General features: G+C 77.0%; 18 protein-coding genes. 7 read left to right on the plus strand and 11 right to left on the minus strand.

Annotated features, from left to right (window positions below; translation table 11 throughout):
• The gene (locus ACIRBY_RS05990) at positions 1–738 is read right to left on the minus strand and encodes an SDR family oxidoreductase (protein WP_403896742.1); all 738 of its coding nucleotides are present in this window, start codon (positions 736–738) and stop codon (positions 1–3) included.
• 166 nt (positions 739–904) lie between these two features.
• Here ACIRBY_RS05990 and ACIRBY_RS05995 point away from each other — a divergent pair, with 166 nt between their 5' ends.
• Positions 905–1,480, plus strand: coding sequence for a TetR/AcrR family transcriptional regulator (locus tag ACIRBY_RS05995; RefSeq protein WP_403896744.1), 576 nt, complete (start codon positions 905–907; stop codon positions 1,478–1,480).
• Between the two features lie 36 nt (positions 1,481–1,516).
• On the opposite strand, the gene ACIRBY_RS06000 is transcribed toward ACIRBY_RS05995, so the two are convergent.
• Positions 1,517–1,975 (minus strand): carotenoid oxygenase family protein, encoded by a 459-nt coding sequence (locus tag ACIRBY_RS06000; protein ID WP_403896747.1) that lies wholly within the window; start codon positions 1,973–1,975, stop codon positions 1,517–1,519.
• A gap of 487 nt (positions 1,976–2,462) precedes the next feature.
• On the opposite strand from ACIRBY_RS06000, the gene ACIRBY_RS06005 reads away from it, so the two are divergent.
• The 4 genes from ACIRBY_RS06005 (at position 2,463) to ACIRBY_RS06020 (ending at position 9,387) form a co-directional block, all read left to right on the plus strand.
• Complete coding sequence (locus ACIRBY_RS06005) at positions 2,463–2,660, plus strand: thiazolylpeptide-type bacteriocin (protein WP_366449332.1); 198 nt, start codon at positions 2,463–2,465, stop codon at positions 2,658–2,660.
• Positions 2,661–2,762: 102 nt separating this feature from the next.
• Positions 2,763–5,414: a lantibiotic dehydratase gene (locus tag ACIRBY_RS06010; protein ID WP_403896750.1), complete on the plus strand. Its 2,652-nt coding sequence runs from the start codon at positions 2,763–2,765 to the stop codon at positions 5,412–5,414.
• On the plus strand, positions 5,411–7,465 hold the full coding sequence (locus ACIRBY_RS06015; RefSeq protein WP_403896753.1) for a hypothetical protein: 2,055 nt from the start codon (positions 5,411–5,413) through the stop codon (positions 7,463–7,465). Before ACIRBY_RS06010 ends, ACIRBY_RS06015 begins: the two co-directional genes overlap by 4 nt.
• The gene (locus tag ACIRBY_RS06020) at positions 7,462–9,387 is read left to right on the plus strand and encodes a TOMM precursor leader peptide-binding protein (RefSeq protein WP_403896756.1); all 1,926 of its coding nucleotides are present in this window, start codon (positions 7,462–7,464) and stop codon (positions 9,385–9,387) included. Before ACIRBY_RS06015 ends, ACIRBY_RS06020 begins: the two co-directional genes overlap by 4 nt.
• 7 nt (positions 9,388–9,394) lie before the next feature.
• Here the strand turns inward: ACIRBY_RS06020 and ACIRBY_RS06025 are convergent, their stop codons facing one another.
• A complete protein-coding gene (locus tag ACIRBY_RS06025) occupies positions 9,395–10,552 on the minus strand; it encodes a S8 family peptidase (protein WP_403896758.1) in 1,158 nt (385 codons plus the stop codon).
• 180 nt (positions 10,553–10,732) lie between these two features.
• Between ACIRBY_RS06025 and ACIRBY_RS06030 the strand changes: the two genes are divergently transcribed.
• Positions 10,733–11,323, plus strand: a complete 591-nt coding sequence (locus ACIRBY_RS06030; protein ID WP_403896761.1) for a hypothetical protein — start codon at positions 10,733–10,735, stop codon at positions 11,321–11,323.
• A 106-nt stretch (positions 11,324–11,429) separates the two neighbouring features.
• Here the strand turns inward: ACIRBY_RS06030 and ACIRBY_RS06035 are convergent, their stop codons facing one another.
• The 7 genes from ACIRBY_RS06035 to ACIRBY_RS06065 all read right to left on the minus strand — a co-directional run bounded on the left by ACIRBY_RS06035 (position 11,430) and on the right by ACIRBY_RS06065 (position 16,642).
• Positions 11,430–13,064, minus strand: a complete 1,635-nt coding sequence (locus ACIRBY_RS06035) for an isovaleryl-CoA dehydrogenase (protein WP_403896764.1) — start codon at positions 13,062–13,064, stop codon at positions 11,430–11,432.
• Positions 13,048–13,662, minus strand: a complete 615-nt coding sequence (locus tag ACIRBY_RS06040) for a TetR/AcrR family transcriptional regulator (protein ID WP_403896767.1) — start codon at positions 13,660–13,662, stop codon at positions 13,048–13,050. The genes ACIRBY_RS06035 and ACIRBY_RS06040 overlap by 17 nt, the downstream gene beginning before the upstream one ends.
• A gap of 96 nt (positions 13,663–13,758) precedes the next feature.
• Complete coding sequence (locus ACIRBY_RS06045; protein WP_403896770.1) at positions 13,759–14,556, minus strand: hypothetical protein; 798 nt, start codon at positions 14,554–14,556, stop codon at positions 13,759–13,761.
• An 8-nt stretch (positions 14,557–14,564) separates the two neighbouring features.
• A complete protein-coding gene (locus tag ACIRBY_RS06050; protein ID WP_403896772.1) occupies positions 14,565–14,780 on the minus strand; it encodes a hypothetical protein in 216 nt (71 codons plus the stop codon).
• 137 nt (positions 14,781–14,917) lie between these two features.
• On the minus strand, positions 14,918–15,319 hold the full coding sequence (locus tag ACIRBY_RS06055; protein WP_403896775.1) for a hypothetical protein: 402 nt from the start codon (positions 15,317–15,319) through the stop codon (positions 14,918–14,920).
• A gap of 136 nt (positions 15,320–15,455) precedes the next feature.
• The gene (locus ACIRBY_RS06060) at positions 15,456–15,782 is read right to left on the minus strand and encodes a putative quinol monooxygenase (protein ID WP_403896778.1); all 327 of its coding nucleotides are present in this window, start codon (positions 15,780–15,782) and stop codon (positions 15,456–15,458) included.
• A gap of 107 nt (positions 15,783–15,889) precedes the next feature.
• Positions 15,890–16,642, minus strand: a complete 753-nt coding sequence (locus ACIRBY_RS06065; protein ID WP_403896781.1) for an IclR family transcriptional regulator — start codon at positions 16,640–16,642, stop codon at positions 15,890–15,892.
• Between the two features lie 116 nt (positions 16,643–16,758).
• On the opposite strand from ACIRBY_RS06065, the gene ACIRBY_RS06070 reads away from it, so the two are divergent.
• Complete coding sequence (locus ACIRBY_RS06070) at positions 16,759–17,613, plus strand: class I SAM-dependent methyltransferase (RefSeq protein ID WP_403896784.1); 855 nt, start codon at positions 16,759–16,761, stop codon at positions 17,611–17,613.
• Here the strand turns inward: ACIRBY_RS06070 and ACIRBY_RS06075 are convergent.
• Entirely contained in the window at positions 17,588–17,992 is a 405-nt protein-coding gene (locus ACIRBY_RS06075; RefSeq protein WP_403896787.1) for a hypothetical protein, read from the minus strand. The genes ACIRBY_RS06070 and ACIRBY_RS06075 overlap by 26 nt on opposite strands.
• Positions 17,993–18,060 lie beyond the last annotated feature (68 nt).

Below are 18,060 nucleotides of genomic sequence, written 5' to 3' on the forward strand. Positions count from 1 at the left end.
TCAGGACTGGGCGGTGGGGCGGACGACGATCTCGCCCACGTCGACGCCCGGCGGCTGCTCGATCGCGTAGGCGATCGCCGAGGCCACGGCGGAGGGCGGCATCGCGATCTCGTCGCGCAGGCGGGTCATCTCGGCCGCGACCAGCGGGCCCGCCCCCTTGCCCACGCCCTCCGTGTGGGTGAAGCCGGGCGAGACGAGGGTGACGCGCAGGTCGGGGCCCGCTTCCTGGCGCAGGCCCTCGGTGAGCACCTTCACCGCCGTCTTCGTGGCGGCGTAGACCGCCTGGGGGGACTTGACCGTGTGGGCGGCGGTGGAGCCGACGTTGACGAACTGGCCCGAGCACTGGCGGCGGAAGACGGGCAGGGCCGCCGCGATGCCGTTGAGGAGGCCGGTGACGTGCGTGGCGACCATGGCGTCCCAGTCGTCCTGGCGGAGGTCGTCGAACGGCGAGACGGCCATCGTGCCGGCGTTGGAGACCAGCACGTCGAGCCGGCCGTGGCGGTCGAGGGCCGTGTCCGTCAGGCGCCGGAGGTCCTCGCGGCGCGTGACGTCGACGAGGACGCCGGCGGCCGTGCCGCCCCGGGCCCTGATGCGGTCCACGACCGCGTCCAGCCGTTCCGGCCTGCGGGCGCCGAGGACGAGCCGGGCACCCCTCTCGGCGAGGTGGACCGCTGTGGCCTCCCCGATGCCGCTGCTGGCGCCGGTGATGGCGATGACCTTGTCCTGGATGCCCGACATGAGCGACCGGCTTCCTCTCGGGGTGCGGGGTGCGGTGTGCGCGGGCCGGGGCACCGGCCTACAGTACGGAGACAAGCGGGGGATTCCCCACTTACTGCAGAGACTAAGTGGGGACCCCTCCGTTTGGCAACGGGGAGCGGCTCCCGGGAGAGGAAGGCGGGCAGTGATGGCCGACGGAGCGCCCCGACCGCTGAGGGCCGACGCACGGCGCAACCGGGAGAAGATCCTCGCCGCCGCCGTGCGCGTGTTCACGACGCGGGGGCTGGACACCGGGATGGAGCGCATCGCCGCGGAGGCCGGCGTGGGCAGCGCGACCCTGTACCGCAACTTCCCCTCCCGGGAGGCGCTCGTCGAGGCGGTCTACCGCGACGAGGTGGCCCGCCTGTGCGACGCGGCCCCCGCGCTGCTCGCGCAGCGGCCGCCCGAGGAGGCCCTGCGCGCGTGGACCCGCCTCTTCCTGGACTACGTCACCGCCAAGTACGGCATGATCGACGCCCTGCGCGCCATCGCCGCGACGGGAGGCGACCCCTACGGCCACAGCCGGGAGATGATCCGGGCGGCCATCGCCTCGCTCATGGAGGCCTGCGCGGCCGCCGGGACGATCCGTACCGACATCCGGCCCACCGACCTCGCCGCCGCCCTGGAGGGCATCGCCCTCACCTCGGCGGGCGCCGAACACCGCCGGCAGGCCGAGCGCCTGCTCGACCTCACCCTGGACGGCCTCACGGTCCGGCACGGCTGACCCCCGGCGGCCCGTGGCCGTGTCCGGCCCGTGCGGTCAGGCGGCGTCGGGGACCCAGGAGCCGTGGAACCCCGCGGGCACCCGGCGGGGCAGGTGGACGGTGGCGACGCGGTCGAGGCCGCAGGCGTCGAGGACCAGCAGCTGCCAGGCGTTCTGCTTGAGGTCGCTGACGACCGTCAGGAGGTGGCCGTCGTCCTCTCCCGTGGCGTGCGCGGCGGGGACGAAGACGGCCTCGCTCGGCAGGCGGGCGTCGCCGACCCGAGGGACGCGGCGGGCGCCGGTCGTCCGGTCGTACTTGACGACGCCGTAGCCGCCGAAGCCGTGCTCGTCGGGGAAGGAGACGGCGTAGGCGTAGCGGTTCTCGATGCCGAGGAACTGCTCGTCGAGGGTCGGGAACTCCACCGGCAGGTCGTCGGCGATCTCCTCGGCGACCGCCCCGTCGGCCGGGTCGACCGTCCAGTCGTCGATGGCGCGGGTGATGTCGGTCGGGGTCATCGGTGCGTCCGCCCGGGGGGGGTGAGGGGGGTGGGAGGGCCGCGGCTCCCGGAGGAGGCGCGGAGAGCGGGGTGGCCGGGGCGCGGGAAGGACTTCCCGGGGTGCGCGGTGCGCGGAGAGGGCCTGGCCGCGCGGTGGTCCCGCTCACCCGGATGACGTGCGCCGGGGCGGCCGGCTCGCTTCGCGGGAAGGTCCGCTTCGGAGGAGCGAACCACCTTGCAGTCGGGCGGAGTCGGATGTTCCAGGCATCTGGTTCGGGCCGTGGTGGCCGGATGCGGGCGGTCCGGGCGGCGGGGGGCGGCGACCGGTCCGGACGCGGGGCGCGTCGCGGCCGGTTTCGGTCAGGTTCCCCGGTTCCACGTGGAGTGACGCCGTTATGTCGAAAACCGTGCGCTGCGCCCGGATCGCCCCCGGAGCTACGGTTGCCTGGCTTGTCCGTCTCACTGATCCGGCCACACCAAGTCGTCCCACATCAGGGGGAGTTCCCATGGCAGATTTCGACGCGGCCACGTTGTTCGAGGCCCACGACCTGGACCTCGGTGACATCACCGTCACCTCGATGCGCGACACCGCCGACGTCTCGGCCTTCGCGAAGAGCTGTTCCACCGCCACCTGCGGCATCCCCACGGCCTGTGCCTGCCACGGCAGCATGCAGCAGGTGCAGACCGTTCCCGGCGTCGTCTGAGCCGACCCCGCCGGCCGCCCGCCCCGGCGTCCCCACGAGGGCGCGGGGCGGGCGCTCCCGCGCCGACCCCGACCAGGCCGAACCGGAAGGACCCGGGACGCCATGACAGCCCCCGCACCCGACGACCGCGCCGTGCGCACCGCGCCCTACGTGCTGGTCCGTGCGACGACGCTCAGCCATCCCGCGCAGTCGCCGCAGGCCGCCGGCTTCCGGGAGGGCGTCGAGGAGCTGGCCCGGCTGGAGGCCGCGCTCGCCGGCCTCGTGCCGGAGCTGACCGACGCCCTGTACGCGAGCCGCGGCGGCCACCCCGACTCCTTCCACCGGGGGGTGGTACTCCCGCTGCGCCGGGCCCTGCACAACGGGCGGGAGCCCCGGCCCGCCCTCCTCGACGGGCTCGGCGACCTGCCCGGGCGGGTGCCGCCGCTGCGGGAGTGGCTGGTGCTGCGCGACCGGCTGGCCTGCGCGCGGGCCCGTGCGGCCGGGGCCGCGCCCGCCGCGCTGGCGGCCGAGCGCGGGGCCCTCGCCGCCCAGTGCCGTGAGCCGGCCCTCGCCCTGGCCGCCTCGGCCACCAGCGCCGAACTGCTGGCCGCCGTCGAACGGGCGGGGAGCGGGGCCGGCGGGCGGCGGGCCCGCAAGGAGGAGCCGGGGGTCCTGCGGCACGCGGTGCGCGCCGCTACCCGGACCAGTCCCGTGTCCTGGTTCACCGCGGTCGGCTGGGGCCCGCTGCCGGACGGCCCGGAGGGTACGGGCTCCGAGTGGGGGGAGGGCGACCCGCTGGGGGCGACCGGCAACCCCGTCCGGACCGCCCGGAGCCTGGTGGCCGCGCTGTGCGAGGCGCTGCTGGCCGACCCGGCCAGGAGGGCCCGGCTGCCGCACCGGATGACGAGCGCGCCCCGCACGGGCGCCGACGGGCGGGCCGCCTTCGCCCGCAGGCGCGGCCTGTCCGGGGTCTGGCGCTTCGTCGCCGTCGCCGAGGACGAGGTCGAGGTCGCGGCGAGCGGGGCACTGGAGCGGGTCGCCGAGCTGTGCCGGACCCCCGTGACACCCGGGGAGCTCGCGGCCGCGCTGGCCGCCCCGCCGGACCGCGCGGCGGCCCTCGCGTACGTGGAGCGGCTCGTGGACACCGGGTTGCTGGTCCCCGTGCTCCCGGTCGGGGCGCAGGACACGGACCCGCTGGGCCGGCTCGCCGCCTGGCTGCGCGCGGGCGGGGAGGCCGGCCTCGCCGCCGCCCTCGACGAGATCGCGGACGCGACGCGGACGTTCGGGTCGGCCGGACCGGGCGAGCGCGCCGCGCTGCTCGCCCTGCTGCGCGAGCGCTGGGCGGCCCTGCTCGCCTCGGCCGGCCGCCCGCTGCCCCCGCACGAGCCGGCGCCCGCCCCGCTGACGGAGGACGTCGTGGCCCGGCACCCGGTGGCCGCCGCGCGGGGCCTGCTCACCGGCGAGGACCACGAGGCGCTCCACGAGCTCGCCGGCCTCGCCGAGCTGTACGACCTGGGGCACCTGGTCCGGCGCTACCTGCGCGACCGGTTCGTCGCGCGCTACGGACCCGGCGGTGTCTGCCACCCCGTCTGGGACTTCGGCAAGGACACCGTCGCCGCCTGGGAGGACACCGTCCGCGACGCCTCCCGCCCGCCCGGCGCCGACGGGCCGGACCCGCTGCCGAGCCGCGCGGGCGAACTCGTCGCCCTGCGGGCCGCGTTCGAGGCGGAGGTCGCGCTGGTCGCGTCCCCTGCGGACCCGGACGACGAGGTGGTCCTGCCGCCCGGGCTCGTGCGGTCCTTCGCCGCCCGGCTGCCCGGGTGGGCGTCGGCGCGCCCGCTGTCGTACGCGCACTTCCTGCAACGGGACGTCCGGCGCGGCCTGCTGGCCCTCAACCACGTCTACGGCGGCTGGGGGCGGACCGGGAGCCGCTTCCTCTCCCTGCTCGACCCGGGCGCGGCCGCGGCGGTCGCCCGCGGGGTCGGGCGCGGTGTGGCCCCCGGCTCCCGGCCGGTGCAGTTCCGGCCGGTGCAGGGCTTCAACGCCAATCTCCAGCCGCGGTTCCTGCCCGGGGAGATCCTCTCGGAGGAGTCCGGGCCGACGGACGGTGCGGACGCGGCGGACCCGCTGGACGACTCCGCCGTGGAGCTCGTGCACGACGAGGCGACCGACCAGGTGCGCCTGCGGCTGCGGGACACCGGCGAGCTGCTGGACGTCTTCTACCCGGGCCTGCTGGTGTCCGGGCTGCTCCCCACCCGCAGCGCGCCCCTGGCCCACGACCATCCGGAGGGCGTCGTCGACTTCGCCCCCCTGGTGCCCCGCACGGTCACCGAGGTCCCGGGCGGTCCGCTGGTGCGCACGCCCCGGCTGCGCTACCGGCACGTCGTGCTGCGGCGCCGGCGCTGGAAGCTGGCCCCGGGCACGGTGGCGGCCCTGCGCGCCGAACTGGCCGCCGGCTCGGCCGGCGGCGCCGTCCCCTTCGCGGCCGCCGCGCGCTGGCGGGCCGTCCTGGGCGTCCCGGAGCAGGTGTTCCTGCACCCGCCGCTCGCGACGGCCCCGGCCGACGGGGAGGCGCCGGCCCGACGGATGCCGCCCAAACCGCAGTTCGTCGACCTCGGCAACGCCCTGCACCTGCGCTGCCTCGCCCCGTGGCTGGGCCGCCACCCCGAGGGCCTGGTCCTGGAGGAGGCCCTGCCCGCGCCCGGCGGCCGGGAGCTGCCGGTGCGCGCCGTCGAGGTCGTCGTGGAGACCTACCGGGCGGGGAGCGCCTCATGAGCGCCGCGCCGGCCCACGGGTCCACCGGCCCCCTCGGCGCCCCCGGACCCGACCTCCTGCACTCCCTGGCGCGGTGGCGGCTCCGGCCCGGGGTCACCGCCAGCGTCCTCACCGGCGGCCTGCACCTGCGCGGCTGGGACAGCAGCGTCACCCTGGAGGGCAGTCCCGCGCTGCCCGCGCTCTGGCGGCTGCTGGAGGAGGCCCTCCGGACGGGTGGCGCCGCCGGACTCTCCGCCCGCGCCGCCGCCGGTTCACCGGTGCGCGCCGGGCTGTGCGCCCTCATCGGCCGGCTCCATGCGCACGGGATGCTGGTCGAGGAACCCGCGCCGCCGCGGGGCGGCCCGGCCGGGGACTGGCTGCTCGACGTCTGCGACCGCCCGGCCGAGGCGGCGGCGGCGCTCGCCGGATCCCGGGTGGAGGTACGGGCCGCCGATCCGGGCGGTGCCCTGGCCGCCGCCGCGGTACGGGCCCTGGGCCGCGCCGGGATCACCGCCGAGCCGGTCGCGGACCCGGCGGCGGGCGGGGACGGCCGGGTGCTGGTCCGCGCCCGCCGCGCCGACGGGGCCGAGTGGGCGGTCGGCGCGGCGGTCCACGCCGGCGGCGCCTTCGCCACCCCGGCCGGCGACCCCGCCCGGGCCGCGGCGGACACGGCGGCCCTGGCCGAACGGCTCGGACCCGACCGGCAGCCCCCGCCTCCGGCCCCTCCGTCCGCGGCACTGACCGCCCTGGTGGCGGGCGCGGCCGTCCAACGGCTGCTGTGCGCACTGGCCGGGCTACCGGATCCGGCGGCGGAGGGCGACGGGGATTCCGGCGGGACCGACCGCGCCCGCGGGACGGGCGGGGCCGACGGGGCCGGCGGGACCAGCAGGGCCGACGACGCCGGTCGGGGCGGCGGGACCGACCCGGCCCGCGGGACCGACCCGGCCGGCGGGACCGACCGGGGCGACACGCCCCCCGGGGCCGGCACGCTCCGCCGGGCCGACAGGGGTGGAGGGGCGGGGCTCGGGAGGGGGGTGGCGGAGCCGCGGCCCGGGTTTCCCTTCGTGCTGGTCGCCGGGGAGCGCCCGGCGCGGGCCGCCTACCACCCCTGGCCCGCCGGATCCCGGTACCCGGCGCCGCCGCCGCGCACGCTCGCCGAGGCGCTGGACGGCGTGGCCGCGCTCGGTGACGAGCGGCTGGGGGTGCTGGCCGCGCCGTCGGCGGGCGGTCTGCCCCAGCTGCCGGTCGCGCTGGCCCGCTGCGGGGCGCCGGGCGGCGGGGCGCTGACGGCCGGGGCCGCCCGGACCGACCTCGCCCGGCTCGACGCCCTGTGCCGTGCGGCGGAGCTGGGGTGCGGGGCGGGCCGGTCCGGGGTGGTGGTGGGGGCGGGCCCCGGTCACGCACTGGGGCGTGCGCTGCGGCGCGCCGCGCTGCGGCTGCCCGCGCCCGCGCCGGGGGCCGCGCCCGGGGACCCGTACGGGAACGGGCATCCGCAGGCCCGTCACTGGTGGGGCGTCCTGACGCGACGCCTCGGGGTGCGGGCGGAGCTGTACCTCACCCCGCTGGACGCCGTCGGCACGGCCTACCGGGCCGACGTCCGCGCGGCCGAGGGCCGGCCCGGGCGGCTGCTCGGGCAGGCGGTGGAGGCCACGGCCGGGGACGCCGCCGCCTTCGCCGCGCTGGCCGCGGTGGTGCGCGTCCGGGCGCAGGCCCTGGTGCCGGCCGGCCGCCACCTCACCTCGCCCGGGGGTGAGGTGTGCGTCCTCGCGGCGGCCGGGGTGGAGCCCGCCCCCTGGGAGGACGAGAGCTGGGCCGCGGGCTGGTGGGCCGCCGTCGCCCGGCGCGAGGCGGCCCTGCACACCGTCCTGCGCGCGCTCACGGGGCTGCGGACGGCCGCGTGGGAGCCCGCCGGTCCCGAGGAGCGCACGCTCTGCGCCGCCCTGCGCGGCTGCGGGTTCACCGTGCTCGGGGTCCAAGACGCCCGCGTGCGCCCGGCCGCCGTCTCCGTCTCCGCCAACGCCAACGTCAACGTCAACGTCAACGTCAACGACAGGGAAGGGGCTCACCGATGACCCCGCCGGCCCCACCCGTCACCGCGACCCCGCTCGGAGCGGCCCTCGCCGCACTCGGGCTGACCGTCCTCGATGCCGCGGCCGCGCTCCGGACCACCGCCGGTCGGGCCGTCGTGGTCCTGGACGACTGGGACCTGGAGAGCGCCGCCGCCCTGTCGCGGCACGCGCTGCGCCACCCGGTGGCCCTGGTCCCGGTGCGCGGCGACGGGGCGCTCACGGTGGTCGGCCCGGTGCTGCGGCCGGGCGCGGTGGGCTGCCTGTCCTGTACGGAGTACCGCCGGCTCGCCACCATCGGCGGCCGTGTCCCGTGGCACAGTCCGGGGCTGCGGCTCGCCGGCCGCCCCTCCCCCGCCCTGGTGGACGCCGTCGCCGCGCTGGCCGCCGAACTGGCGGCCGAGCCCGCCCCGCCCCCGGGGGCCGGTGCGGCCCTGCGCGTCGTGCACAGCGGCCGCGCCGGCTGGTCCGCCCACCGCTTCCGGCCGGTCGGCGGCTGCGCGGTGTGCCTGCCGCTGCCCGAGGATTCGGCGGAGGCGGCCCGGCCGCCCCGGCCGACTCCGCCGCTGCCGGATCCGGGGGTGCTGCGCGGTGCGAACGACCGCACGTCCCTCGCCGGTCTGCGGGCCGAGCTGTGCGACGAGCGGTTCGGCCCGGTCCGCCGGGTGGTCCGCACCGAGGACTCCGTGCCCTGCCTCACCAGCGCCTACGTCACCCAGGGGCGGGAGCTCCCCGACGGCGGCTACGGCCGCGCGGCCGACTTCGACGCCGGCGAGCGGGTGGCGCTCTTCGAGGGCGTCGAGCGGCTCACCGGGATGAGCCCGCTCGGGCACCGCACCGTACTGCGCGCCGCCTACGCCGAGTTGGGGCCGGAGCGGGCCCTGGACCCGGCGCGGCTGGGGCTGCCCGATCCCGCCCATCACGGCCATCCGGCCTCGGCGACCGTCCCCTACGGCCCGGACCTGGAACTCGACTGGGTGCACGGCTGGTCGCTGACCCGCGCGCGTCCGGTCGCCGTGCCCGAGCACGTCGCCTACTGGGACCCCGCCCCGGGCCGGCCGCGCGTGGTCTACGAGTGCTCCAGCGGCTGCGGTCTCGGCAACAGCCCCGAGGAGGCGGCCCTGTACGGGCTGTTCGAGGTGGCGGAGCGCGACGCGTTCCTGATGGCCTGGTACGCGCGGACCCCGCTGCGGCGGATCGCGCTGCCGCGGGACGACCCGGAGGTGCTGCACCTCGCCGACCGGGCGGAGCTGGCGGGATACGAACTCGCCCTGCTCGACGCGACCAACGACTTCGGCGTCCCGGCCGTCGTGGCGGTCGCCCGGCACCGCGATCCCCGGTCGGCGGCGCCGCAGGTGTTCGTGGCGGCCGGGGCCCACCATGACCCGCGGGCCGCGATCCGCTCCGCCGCGGTGGAGGCGGTGACCAACGTGTTCAACGCCGCACAGCGGCTGCGGGCGGAACCCGCGACCTGCGATCCGCGCCGCCTGCGGCCGATGCTGGAACGGCCGGACCTGGTCGTCACCCTGTCCGACCACACCGCCCTGTACGCGCTGCCGGAGGCCCGGCCGAGGCTGGACCCCCTGTTCGCGGGCGACGACCGGCCGACGCCCTGGCAGGAGGCCTGGCCGGGGGCGCCGGAGCCGGTGAGGGACCTGGCCGGGCTGCTGGACGCGACGGTGCGGCGGCTGTCCGGCGAAGGGCTGGAGGTGGTCGTGGTCGGGCAGGACGAGGCCGGGGTCCGCGAGCGGCTCGGCCTGTACGCGGCGAAGGCCGTGGTGCCCGGCGCGCTGCCGATGACGTTCGGGCACGTCAACCGGCGCACCCTGGGGCTGCCCCGGCTGCTGGAGGTCCCCCACCGGCTGGGCCGGGCCCCGGCCCCGCTGCGGCACGGGGAACTCCCGCTCCACCCGCATCCGTTCCCCTAGGGAACGTCTAGAGGCCCGAGGTGTTGAGCAGGCGGTTCGGCGTGCCCGCGGGGACGGACGTCAGGACGTCCCGGTCGGCCTGGCCGGTGAGCCAGGTGCGGACCTGCGCCGGGGTGGCGGCCGGGTGGGCCGAGAGGTACAGGGCCACGGCGCCGGTGACGTGCGGCGTGGCCCAGGAGGTGGCGGCGGAGTCGCTGGTGACGGTGCCGCCGCCCGCGGCCGCGGAGGTGATCCTGTCTCCGGGTGCGTACAGGTCCACGCAGGACCCGTGTCCGGAGCCGAAGCCGTCGGTGTCCCGCCAGTGGCGGTCGTCGGCCGTGGAGGCGGCCACCACGACGGCGCCGTGGGCACCGGCCGGCGAGTGCGCGCAGGCGTCGTCGTTGAAGTTGCCCGCCGCGACGACGGCCGGGATCCCGGACTCGACCAGGTGCTGTACGGCGGCGTCGAGGGCGGGCGAACGGGTCGTGAGGTTGAGGGACATGTTGACGACGGCCGGGCGCCGGGCGTGGGCCGTCACCCACTCGACGGCCTTGATGATCGAGTCCTCCGGGGCCGGGGCGCCCGTGCCCGGGCCGCTGCTGCCGCCCTCCTCGCAGCCGATGGCCTGGACGCGCACGAGCTGGGCGCCGGGGGCGACGCCGTAGGTGCGGCCGCCGATGATCCCGGCCACGAACGTGCCGTGGCCCAGTCCGTCCCCGCCGGAGCAGTCCCCGGTGTCGGGGGGCCCGACGAAGTCGGCGCCGGCGGTGGCGCGGCCCGCGAACTCGGCGTGCTTGACGTCCATGCCGGTGTCCAGCACGTAGACGTGGACCCCGCGGCCGTCGGCACCCGCCGCGAAGCGGCCGTCGAGGGGCCGGTCGCGCTGGTCGAGCCGGTCCAGGTTCCACGGCACGCCCGTGCGCACGGCGGGGGCGGCCCCGGTGTGCCCGGACGGTGCGGGGGTGCCCGGGGCGCCCCCCGAGGGGCCGCCGGACGGGTGCGGCGCGGCGGACGGCGGGTGGGCGGACGGCGGGTGGGCGGAGGGAGAGGCCTGCGCGGTCCCGGTTCCGCCGCCGGGCCGTCCGGGCCCCCCGGGCCCCGGGTCCCCGGACGGGTGGCAGGCCGAGAGTCCCAGGGTCATCGCCACCGCGGTGACCAGCGTCGCGTTGCGGTACGCGCGTCTCATGTCCCGTCCTCCGTCCCCTGCGGCCGCCGCCCGGGCTGCCTGTCGTCAAGGGCCCAGACGCCCGGCCGGGGCGGGCCGGTTGCGGGCGGAGTCGATTGGATCTTGACGCGAGTCTCGTGTAGAACACATCACCGATCGGACGTGATCACAACATTTTTCAGCCACATCGGGGGAATTGACATGTCGTCGACTCGACGCATCATCGGAACGTTCGCGCTGGTCGCGGCACTCGGCTCGGTCGCGGCCTGCGGCCCCGAGGACACTTCGGGCTCGGCCGGCACGGGCGGGTCCTCCGGCACCGGCGGCTCGTCGAGCGCCGGTTCGGCCGGCTCCGGCACCGCCGCGAAGCCCTCCGCCAAGGCGCCGGCCGGCGGGGCGTCCGCAGGTTCCGCCGCGCCCGGCGGCGACTGCGGGCAGCCGCCGAAGCTGCCCGCCGGCCACAAGATGGTCGAGCCGGTCGCGCCGCCGTCCAAGGGCTCGATGTCCGCGAAGGACGCCCAGCCGACCTGTACGCCCAACGACTGGATCTACCACGGCAAGGGCGAGGCGAAGTACTACCTCTTCGCGACCGGCGAGGTGAAGGCCGAGCTGGCCACCGGCTCCGGCTCCACCAAGTCGGTCCCCGTCGGCGAGCTGTGGATGCACGCGGGCGACTGCATGACGAACCCGTCCGCCGTGAAGGCCCCGTACAGCTGCTCGGGGAACATCTACGACATCACGGTCGACGGCGAGGGCAAGATCGACTCGATCAAGGAGGTCTGGCACCCGTAACCGGGCGCGTGGAGCGCCGGGTCCGGCGGCGGGTGCGCCGCCGGACCCGGCGAACGGCCCTGACGGCGAACGGCCCGGACGGCGAACCGCTCGGACGGCGAACCGCTCAGACGGCGGGCGTCCGGGCGCGGTCGAGGACGGCCCCGGTGTCCACTCCCGTCGGCAGGGTCCCGTAGGCGCCGCCGTGCTCGCCGCCCAGCCGGGACGCGCAGAACGCGTCGGCGACCGCCGCCGGCGCGTGCCGCACCAGGAGCGAGGCCTGGAGGGCCAGGGCCATGGTCTCGGTCAGCTGCCGGGCCCGGTACTCGGCCTCGGCGGGGTCGGCGAGCTGCTTGTGCAGCCCGGCCACCGCCGCGTCCAGGTGCCGGTCGGCCCCCGCCGCCCGGCCCACCTCCGCGAGGAAGGCCTCGACGGTCTCCGGCTGGCGGGCCATGGCCCGCAGCGCGTCGAGGGCTGCCACGTTGCCCGAGCCCTCCCAGATGGACGACAGAGGCGCCTCCCGGTAGAGCCGGGGCATGCCCGAGTCCTCGACGTAGCCGTTGCCGCCGAGGCATTCGAGGGCTTCGGCGGCGTGCGCGGGGGCCCGCTTGCACACCCAGTACTTGGTCACCGCCAGGCCCAGGCGGCGCAGCAGCGCCTCGTCCGAGTCGCCGCGCGCGACCCGGTCGGTGGCCCCCGCCAGGCGCATGGCGACGGCCGTCGCGGCCTCGGACTCCAGGGCCAGGTCGGTCAGGACGTTGCGCATCAGGGGCTGGTCGATCAGGTTCCGGCCGAACGCCCGCCGGTGGGTGGCGTGGTGGACGGCCCGGACCAGGCCGAGCCGCATGCCCGAGGCCCCGCCCAGGACGCAGTCGAGGCGGGTCATGTTGACCATCTCGATGATGGTCGCCACTCCGCGCCCCTCCTCGCCCACCAGCCAGCCGAACGCCTCGTCGTACTCGATCTCGGAGGAGGCGTTGGAGCGGTTGCCCAGCTTGTCCTTGAGGCGCTGGAGCAGCAGCCGGTTGCGGGTGCCGTCCGGCAGGACCCGCGGCAGCAGGAAGCAGGACAGCCCGCCCGGTGCCTGTGCCAGGGTCAGGAAGACGTCCGACATCGGCGCCGAGGTGAACCACTTGTGGCCGGTCAGCCGGTACGTCCCGTCCCCGGCCGGCACGGCGGTCGTGGTGTTGGCGCGGACGTCGGATCCGCCCTGCTTCTCCGTCATCGACATCCCGGCGATCAGCCCGCGCTTGGTGTCGGGCCGGCGCAGTCCGAAGTCGTAGGTGCGGGAGGCGAGCAGCGGCTCCAGCCACGCGGCGAGGGCGGGCGCCGCGCGCAGCGCCGGTACGGAGGCGTACGTCATGGAGACCGGGCAGGTGTGGCCCGCCTCGACCTGGCTCCAGACGATGAACTTCGCGGCGCGGGCGACGTGCGCCCCCGGCTCGTCCTGCGCCCAGGGGGCCGCGTGCAGCCCGTGGGAGACGGCGGTGTCCATCAGCTCGTGCCAGTACGGGTGGAACTCGACCTCGTCGATGCGGTGGCCGTAGCGGTCGTGGGTGTGCAGGACGGGCTCGTTCTCGTTGGCCAGCCGGCCCCACTCGGCGGCCTGCTCGGAGCCGGCGAGGACGCCGAGGCGGTGGAGCTCGGGCGCGGCCCAGCCGGCTCCCTCGCGGGCGAGGGCCTCCAGCAGGGCGGGGTCGGCGGCCGCGTCGTAACCGTGGTGCGGCGGAACCTGGTTGGTGACCTCATGCGTCTGCGGCATCGTGTCCTCCAAGGGCACGCAGGGTGAAGGTGATCAGGCCCGGAACGACCTCGCCGGGGGCCGCGTCGCCGTCGGCGAGCGGTCCGACGAGCGCCTCGGCGATCGCGCCGACCAGGGCGGCGGCGGTCAGTTCGGGTGCCTGCGGCGGCAGTTCGCCGTGGGCCACACCGGCGGCCACCTGCCGGGCGAACACGTCGCGGAACGCCCGCCGGAAGACGAGGCGTTCGGTGTCCACGGCCGGGTCGGCCGGCTCCGCGAGCAGGGCGAAGGCCCGCCGGGGCGCCTGGAGCGCGCGCGAGGCGAAGGTCTCGACGGCGGCGGCCACCCGCTGCGCGCAGGTCCCGGGGCGGTCCGCCGCGGCGGTCACCGCCTCCACCTCCCGTGCCACCAGGGTCCGGAACAGGGCGGCGGCCAGCTCGGACTTGCCGGAGAACGACTGGTAGACGCTCCCGGTGGAGATGCCGGCCTCGGCTGCGATCGCGGCGACGGAACAGCCCGCGTACCCCTCCCGGGAGAGCAGGCGGACGGCGGCTTCCAGGACCCGGTCGCGACGGGCGTCGAGACGGGCCTGCACGGCGGGCGGGCGGCGGTAGGGCATGGAAGGATTGAAGCAGTGATTCACTGCTTCACACCAGACCCGGGGCGGACTTCGGTCCGCTGCGCGGGAGGGCCGTCCGGGGAGGGAGGGAAGGCGTCAGCGGCGGCGGTAGAGGGTGACGGCGTCGTGGTGGCCGAGCCAGCGGACGGTGAGCGGGCAGACCTCCCGGGCCACCCAGTGGCGCTCCAGTTCGGCGAAGAAGCCCGCGTCGGCGCACATCCCGCCCGGCCCCTCCCCGGCGTACAGGAAGGTGTCCCCGCGGTAGGCGCGCAGGGCCTCGGCGGCCATGGGGTCCCCGGGCGGCGGCCACACGAGCAGCAGGGCGCGACCGGGGTGCCGTCGTACGGCGTCCACCGCCCCGAGCCGCTGGACGTCGGCGTACCGGAAGCCGTGCGTGAAGCCGTTGGCCTCGACCCCGTGCAGGTCGGTGGCCAGCACGTCGAGGCCGCCCAGGGAGAGCTGCCGCGCCCAGTAGCCGGATCCGGCCCCGACCTCCAACAGGGCCGCACCGCCGAGGGCCCCGCGGATCCAGCCGACCACGGAGGCGGTGACCAGCGCCCAGCTGTACAGTCCCGCGAGGTCCCGCCGGCGCAGCATCAGCGCGGCCGCGCCGCGCTCCCCCGGCAGGTGGTCGAAGACCTCGACCACCGGGCCCCGGGGCCCGCGCGAGCGCAGGGCGGGGTACCAGAGCAGCGGCACCATCTGCGGATGCCGGTCCGCGTGCAGGACGTCGCCCTCGGGGAGCAGCTCCCCGAGGGCGCGGAACGGGTGCCCCCAGCCGGGGAACCCGACCGTCGGGTCGGCGTCCCACATCGCCTGCAACCGGGTGGAGAGCTCGACCAGCCTCTCCACCAGGGGCAGTCCGGGCGGGGCGGCGGCCCGACGGTCGTCCACAGCGGGGTTCAGCCGATGGCGATGTGCTCGACCACGGCCAGCTCGCCGTCGGCGGGAGCGGGCGCGGGGCCGACGGGCGCGGAGAGCATCCCCATGTGGGCGACGACGCTGATCGCGCCCTTGTCGTCCGCTCCGCCCGGGTTGGCGGCGCCGGCGGTGGCGGCTCCGGCGAGGGCGGCGACGGCGGCCGCGACGACGGCGGCGTTGCGGGTGGTCGGGTTCATGCGTGGTCCCCCTGGACGTGATGTGCGACGGGCGGTCGCGAACTGGTGTACGACAACCACCCTACTCGCAGCGCCAGTTGAATCGATCATGACGGTCGTCACGCCGCCCGGAGCGGGCGCGGGCGCCGTACGTGCCGTCAGGCGCGGGTGACGGTCACCCGGCCGGTGCCGCCGTTGCCGGAGACGGCGATCGTGAAGCGGCCGTTCGGGGGCTGCTGTTCGGTCCGGCCGCCGAGGGTGATCGCCTGCGCGGTGTCGGCGGCGAGGGAGCCGCCGCAGGGGCTGGCGGTGACCCCGGCGGGCAGCTGCCCGAGCGACCAGGTCAGCTTCCCGCCGCCGCTGTCGCGGACCAGCAGGGCGGCCGGCCATTCGCCGTTCGCGCAGAACTCCCGGACGCCGGACGGGCCCGGCGACAGCACCATGACACCGCCGGTGATCAGCGCCATGGTCTTCGGCTTCTTCTTGGCCCGCTTCTGACGCGCCGTCGCGTCCGGGTGGCCCGTACGCCCTCCCTGGACGTTGATCCCGTTGCCGACCACCCGGGGGTCGTCCTCCTTCGGACCGATCGCCCGGGGGTCGTTCGAACAGGGGGTCCGTCCCCGCGACGTGACGACAACGTCCCGATCCCGTACCGGAACGGGCCGGGCGGGGCGGGGCCGGGTCGGGTCCCGGGGGTCAGTCGCGGGGCGACAGTTCGGCCATGGCGCTCCAGCCCTGGCCGGGCACCTCGACGTGGATGATCTCCGGGGTGGTGGCGATGGCTCCGGCCAGCGTCTCCATGCCGGCCTTGAAGTGGTCCGACGCGACGTGCGCGGCGCCGGCCTCGGCGTCGGTGAACGCCTCCAGCAGGGTGTACTTGTTGGGGTCGTCCACGCTGCGGGACCAGTCGTAGAAGAGGTTGCCCGGCTCGGACCGGGTGGCGCGGGTGAAGTCGTCGACGAGCGTGAGCCAGTTGTCGCTGTGCTCGGGGCGGACGTCGAACCTGACGGCGATGAAGATCATGGGACCAGCCTGGCACGCGGGGCGGGCCGGTGCACGCCCGACGCCCGGCATTCCGGCAGGGCCGGAATCCGGGCGCGGTCCCGGCGGGGCAGCCGCTCGGGCACCCTTCAGATCCGCCCCGCGGCCGCCTCCGCGAGCGCGGTGCGGATCGCCTCCGGGCGCCGGCGGAACTCCTGCGAGGGCACCGACACCGACAGCGCGTGCACCGCGTCCGGCTCGTCCCCCGCCGCCTCGCCGGCCCGGGGCAGGGCGACCCCCACGCAGGTCCACGCAGGGTCCGCCTCCCCCACCGACACCGCGAAGCCCGTCGCGCGCACCCGCAGCAGCTCCGCCTCCAGGGCCTCCGCACTGGTGATCGTCGCCGGGGTCAGCCGGGCCATCCCGTGCTCGGCGAGGTAGCGCCGCCGCGCCCGCGGTGTCAGCCGGGCGAGGAGCGCCTTGCCGTGGGCGGTGGCGTGCGCGCGGGTCTCGCGGCCGGGGGCGAACGGGTTCGCGGTGTCCGTCACGGGGGCCGTGGTGTCCACGACCGTGATCAGCCCGCCCCGGTACGCCGTGTAGTACGCCTCGCCGCCGGTCGCCCGCCGCAGCCGGGCGAGGAGGTCGGCCATTCCCGGGGCCGGGGCCAGCTGGTGCAGGAAACTGCGGTGCAGCCGGGGCAGTGCGGGCCCCAGCGCGTAACCCTGGGCCGTCCGCGCCAGGTAGCCGCGCTCGGTCAGCGGCCCCAGGAGGTGGTAGGCGGTGGACAGGGAACAGCCCGCGCGCCGGGCCAGCGCCTTGGCGCTGACCGGGCCGGGCGCGGCGGCCACCGCGTCGACGAGGGCCAGCGCGCGGTCGAGGGACTGCGGACCGGTGTGCGGCATGGTGCTGGTGGTTCCCCGTGGTGGGCGGCAGGACGGGCTCCAGCCTACGCCCGGCGCGCCGGGGCACCGTCGACAGACCGTCACCGTACGGCCACACTGGGCACGGAGGTGCACACATGACCCAAGCCGACCGGCCCGGCGAGATGCGGGCCGCCGTACGCGAGACGTACGGTCCCGCCGACCTCAGCGCGGTCCCCGTCTTCGCGGGTGGCTTCATCAACTTCGGCTACTGGCGGCCGGAGGACCTCGACGGCCCGCCCGGCGTCGACGACCGGATCCGCAGCCAGCAGGACCTGTACCGGCGGGTGCTGGACACCGCCGGCCCCCTCGACGGCGGGCAGTTGCTGGAGGTGGGCTGCGGGCTGGGCGTGGGCTGCGCCCTGGCCGCCGGGGAGTACGGCCCCGCCCGGGTCACCGGCATGGACATCCATCCCCAGCAGCTGGAGCGGGCCCGCCGGGCCAACGCGGACCTGCTCGACGGGCCCGGGCCCGAGCGGCTCCGGCTCGTCCGCGGGGCCGCCGAGGAGATGCCGTTCGGGGACGGCGAGTTCGACTGCGTCTACAGCGTGGAGGCGGCCCAGCACTTCGACGACCTGGAACGGTTCGCCGCGGAGACCGCCCGGGTCCTGCGGCCGGGCGGCCGGGCCGCCGTGACCAGCTTCTTCGCGGCGGACCCCGGGGCCGCGCCCCGGCTGGCGGAGCTGCTGGACACCTTCGCCGACGGGCTGGACATCGCCCGCCCGCCCTCCGAACTGACCGGCGCCCTGACCCGGTCGGGGCTGACCGGGGTGCGCTGCGAGTCCATCGGCCCCTCGGTGTGGCCGGGCTGGGACCACTGGCTGTCCGCCCAGTGGAAACCGGGCACCTGGCCGAGGAACTTCCTGCGGGCCTGGGAGCAGGGCCTCCTCGACTACTACGTGATCACCGCCACCCGGCCGCGGGCCGTCAGGCCCGCCGGCGCCGGCGGCTGATCACGACGACGAGGGCGATGACGGCGGCCACGATCAGCAGGACGAACAGGACGCCCACCACCAGCGCGGCGGTGCCCAGCTTCCCGAGGAAGCCCTTCTTCTTCTTGGACTTCTTCTTCCCGTCCTTCGAGACGTCCTTCGACCCGCCCTTGGAAACGTCCTTCGACGCGGCCGCCGCGAAGGTGTGCCCGGCCGGGGCGTCCGCCCCGCGGACGGATCCGGCCGCGGCTCCTGCCGGGGCCGCGGCCGCCGCCGCGCTGCGGGCCGGCCCGGCCGGCCGGCCCGCGGGGGCCTCCGCCGCACCGGCCGGCACCGGGGCCAGGAACAGCCCCGCCAGCAGCAAGACCGGAACCACCCTGGCGATCACGTTCGTCCTCACACCGCTCTCCCTGTTCTCGACACCCGGTACGGGCCCCCTCCATGCCGGGTTCTCGTACCCCCGGGCGC

The organism is Streptomyces sp. NPDC096136 (assembly GCF_044763325.1).
GTDB lineage: Bacteria > Actinomycetota > Actinomycetes > Streptomycetales > Streptomycetaceae > Streptomyces.

Coding starts and splice junctions, on each gene's coding strand:
- ACIRBY_RS05990 (WP_403896742.1), bottom strand. CDS start 738: ATGTCGGGCATCCAGGACAAGGTCATCGCCATCACCGGCGCCAGCAGC.
- ACIRBY_RS05995 (WP_403896744.1), top strand. CDS start 905: ATGGCCGACGGAGCGCCCCGACCGCTGAGGGCCGACGCACGGCGCAAC.
- ACIRBY_RS06000 (WP_403896747.1), bottom strand. CDS start 1,975: ATGACCCCGACCGACATCACCCGCGCCATCGACGACTGGACGGTCGAC.
- ACIRBY_RS06005 (WP_366449332.1), top strand. CDS start 2,463: ATGGCAGATTTCGACGCGGCCACGTTGTTCGAGGCCCACGACCTGGAC.
- ACIRBY_RS06010 (WP_403896750.1), top strand. CDS start 2,763: ATGACAGCCCCCGCACCCGACGACCGCGCCGTGCGCACCGCGCCCTAC.
- ACIRBY_RS06015 (WP_403896753.1), top strand. CDS start 5,411: ATGAGCGCCGCGCCGGCCCACGGGTCCACCGGCCCCCTCGGCGCCCCC.
- ACIRBY_RS06020 (WP_403896756.1), top strand. CDS start 7,462: ATGACCCCGCCGGCCCCACCCGTCACCGCGACCCCGCTCGGAGCGGCC.
- ACIRBY_RS06025 (WP_403896758.1), bottom strand. CDS start 10,552: ATGAGACGCGCGTACCGCAACGCGACGCTGGTCACCGCGGTGGCGATG.
- ACIRBY_RS06030 (WP_403896761.1), top strand. CDS start 10,733: ATGTCGTCGACTCGACGCATCATCGGAACGTTCGCGCTGGTCGCGGCA.
- ACIRBY_RS06035 (WP_403896764.1), bottom strand. CDS start 13,064: ATGCCGCAGACGCATGAGGTCACCAACCAGGTTCCGCCGCACCACGGT.
- ACIRBY_RS06040 (WP_403896767.1), bottom strand. CDS start 13,662: ATGCCCTACCGCCGCCCGCCCGCCGTGCAGGCCCGTCTCGACGCCCGT.
- ACIRBY_RS06050 (WP_403896772.1), bottom strand. CDS start 14,780: ATGAACCCGACCACCCGCAACGCCGCCGTCGTCGCGGCCGCCGTCGCC.
- ACIRBY_RS06060 (WP_403896778.1), bottom strand. CDS start 15,782: ATGATCTTCATCGCCGTCAGGTTCGACGTCCGCCCCGAGCACAGCGAC.
- ACIRBY_RS06065 (WP_403896781.1), bottom strand. CDS start 16,642: ATGCCGCACACCGGTCCGCAGTCCCTCGACCGCGCGCTGGCCCTCGTC.
- ACIRBY_RS06070 (WP_403896784.1), top strand. CDS start 16,759: ATGACCCAAGCCGACCGGCCCGGCGAGATGCGGGCCGCCGTACGCGAG.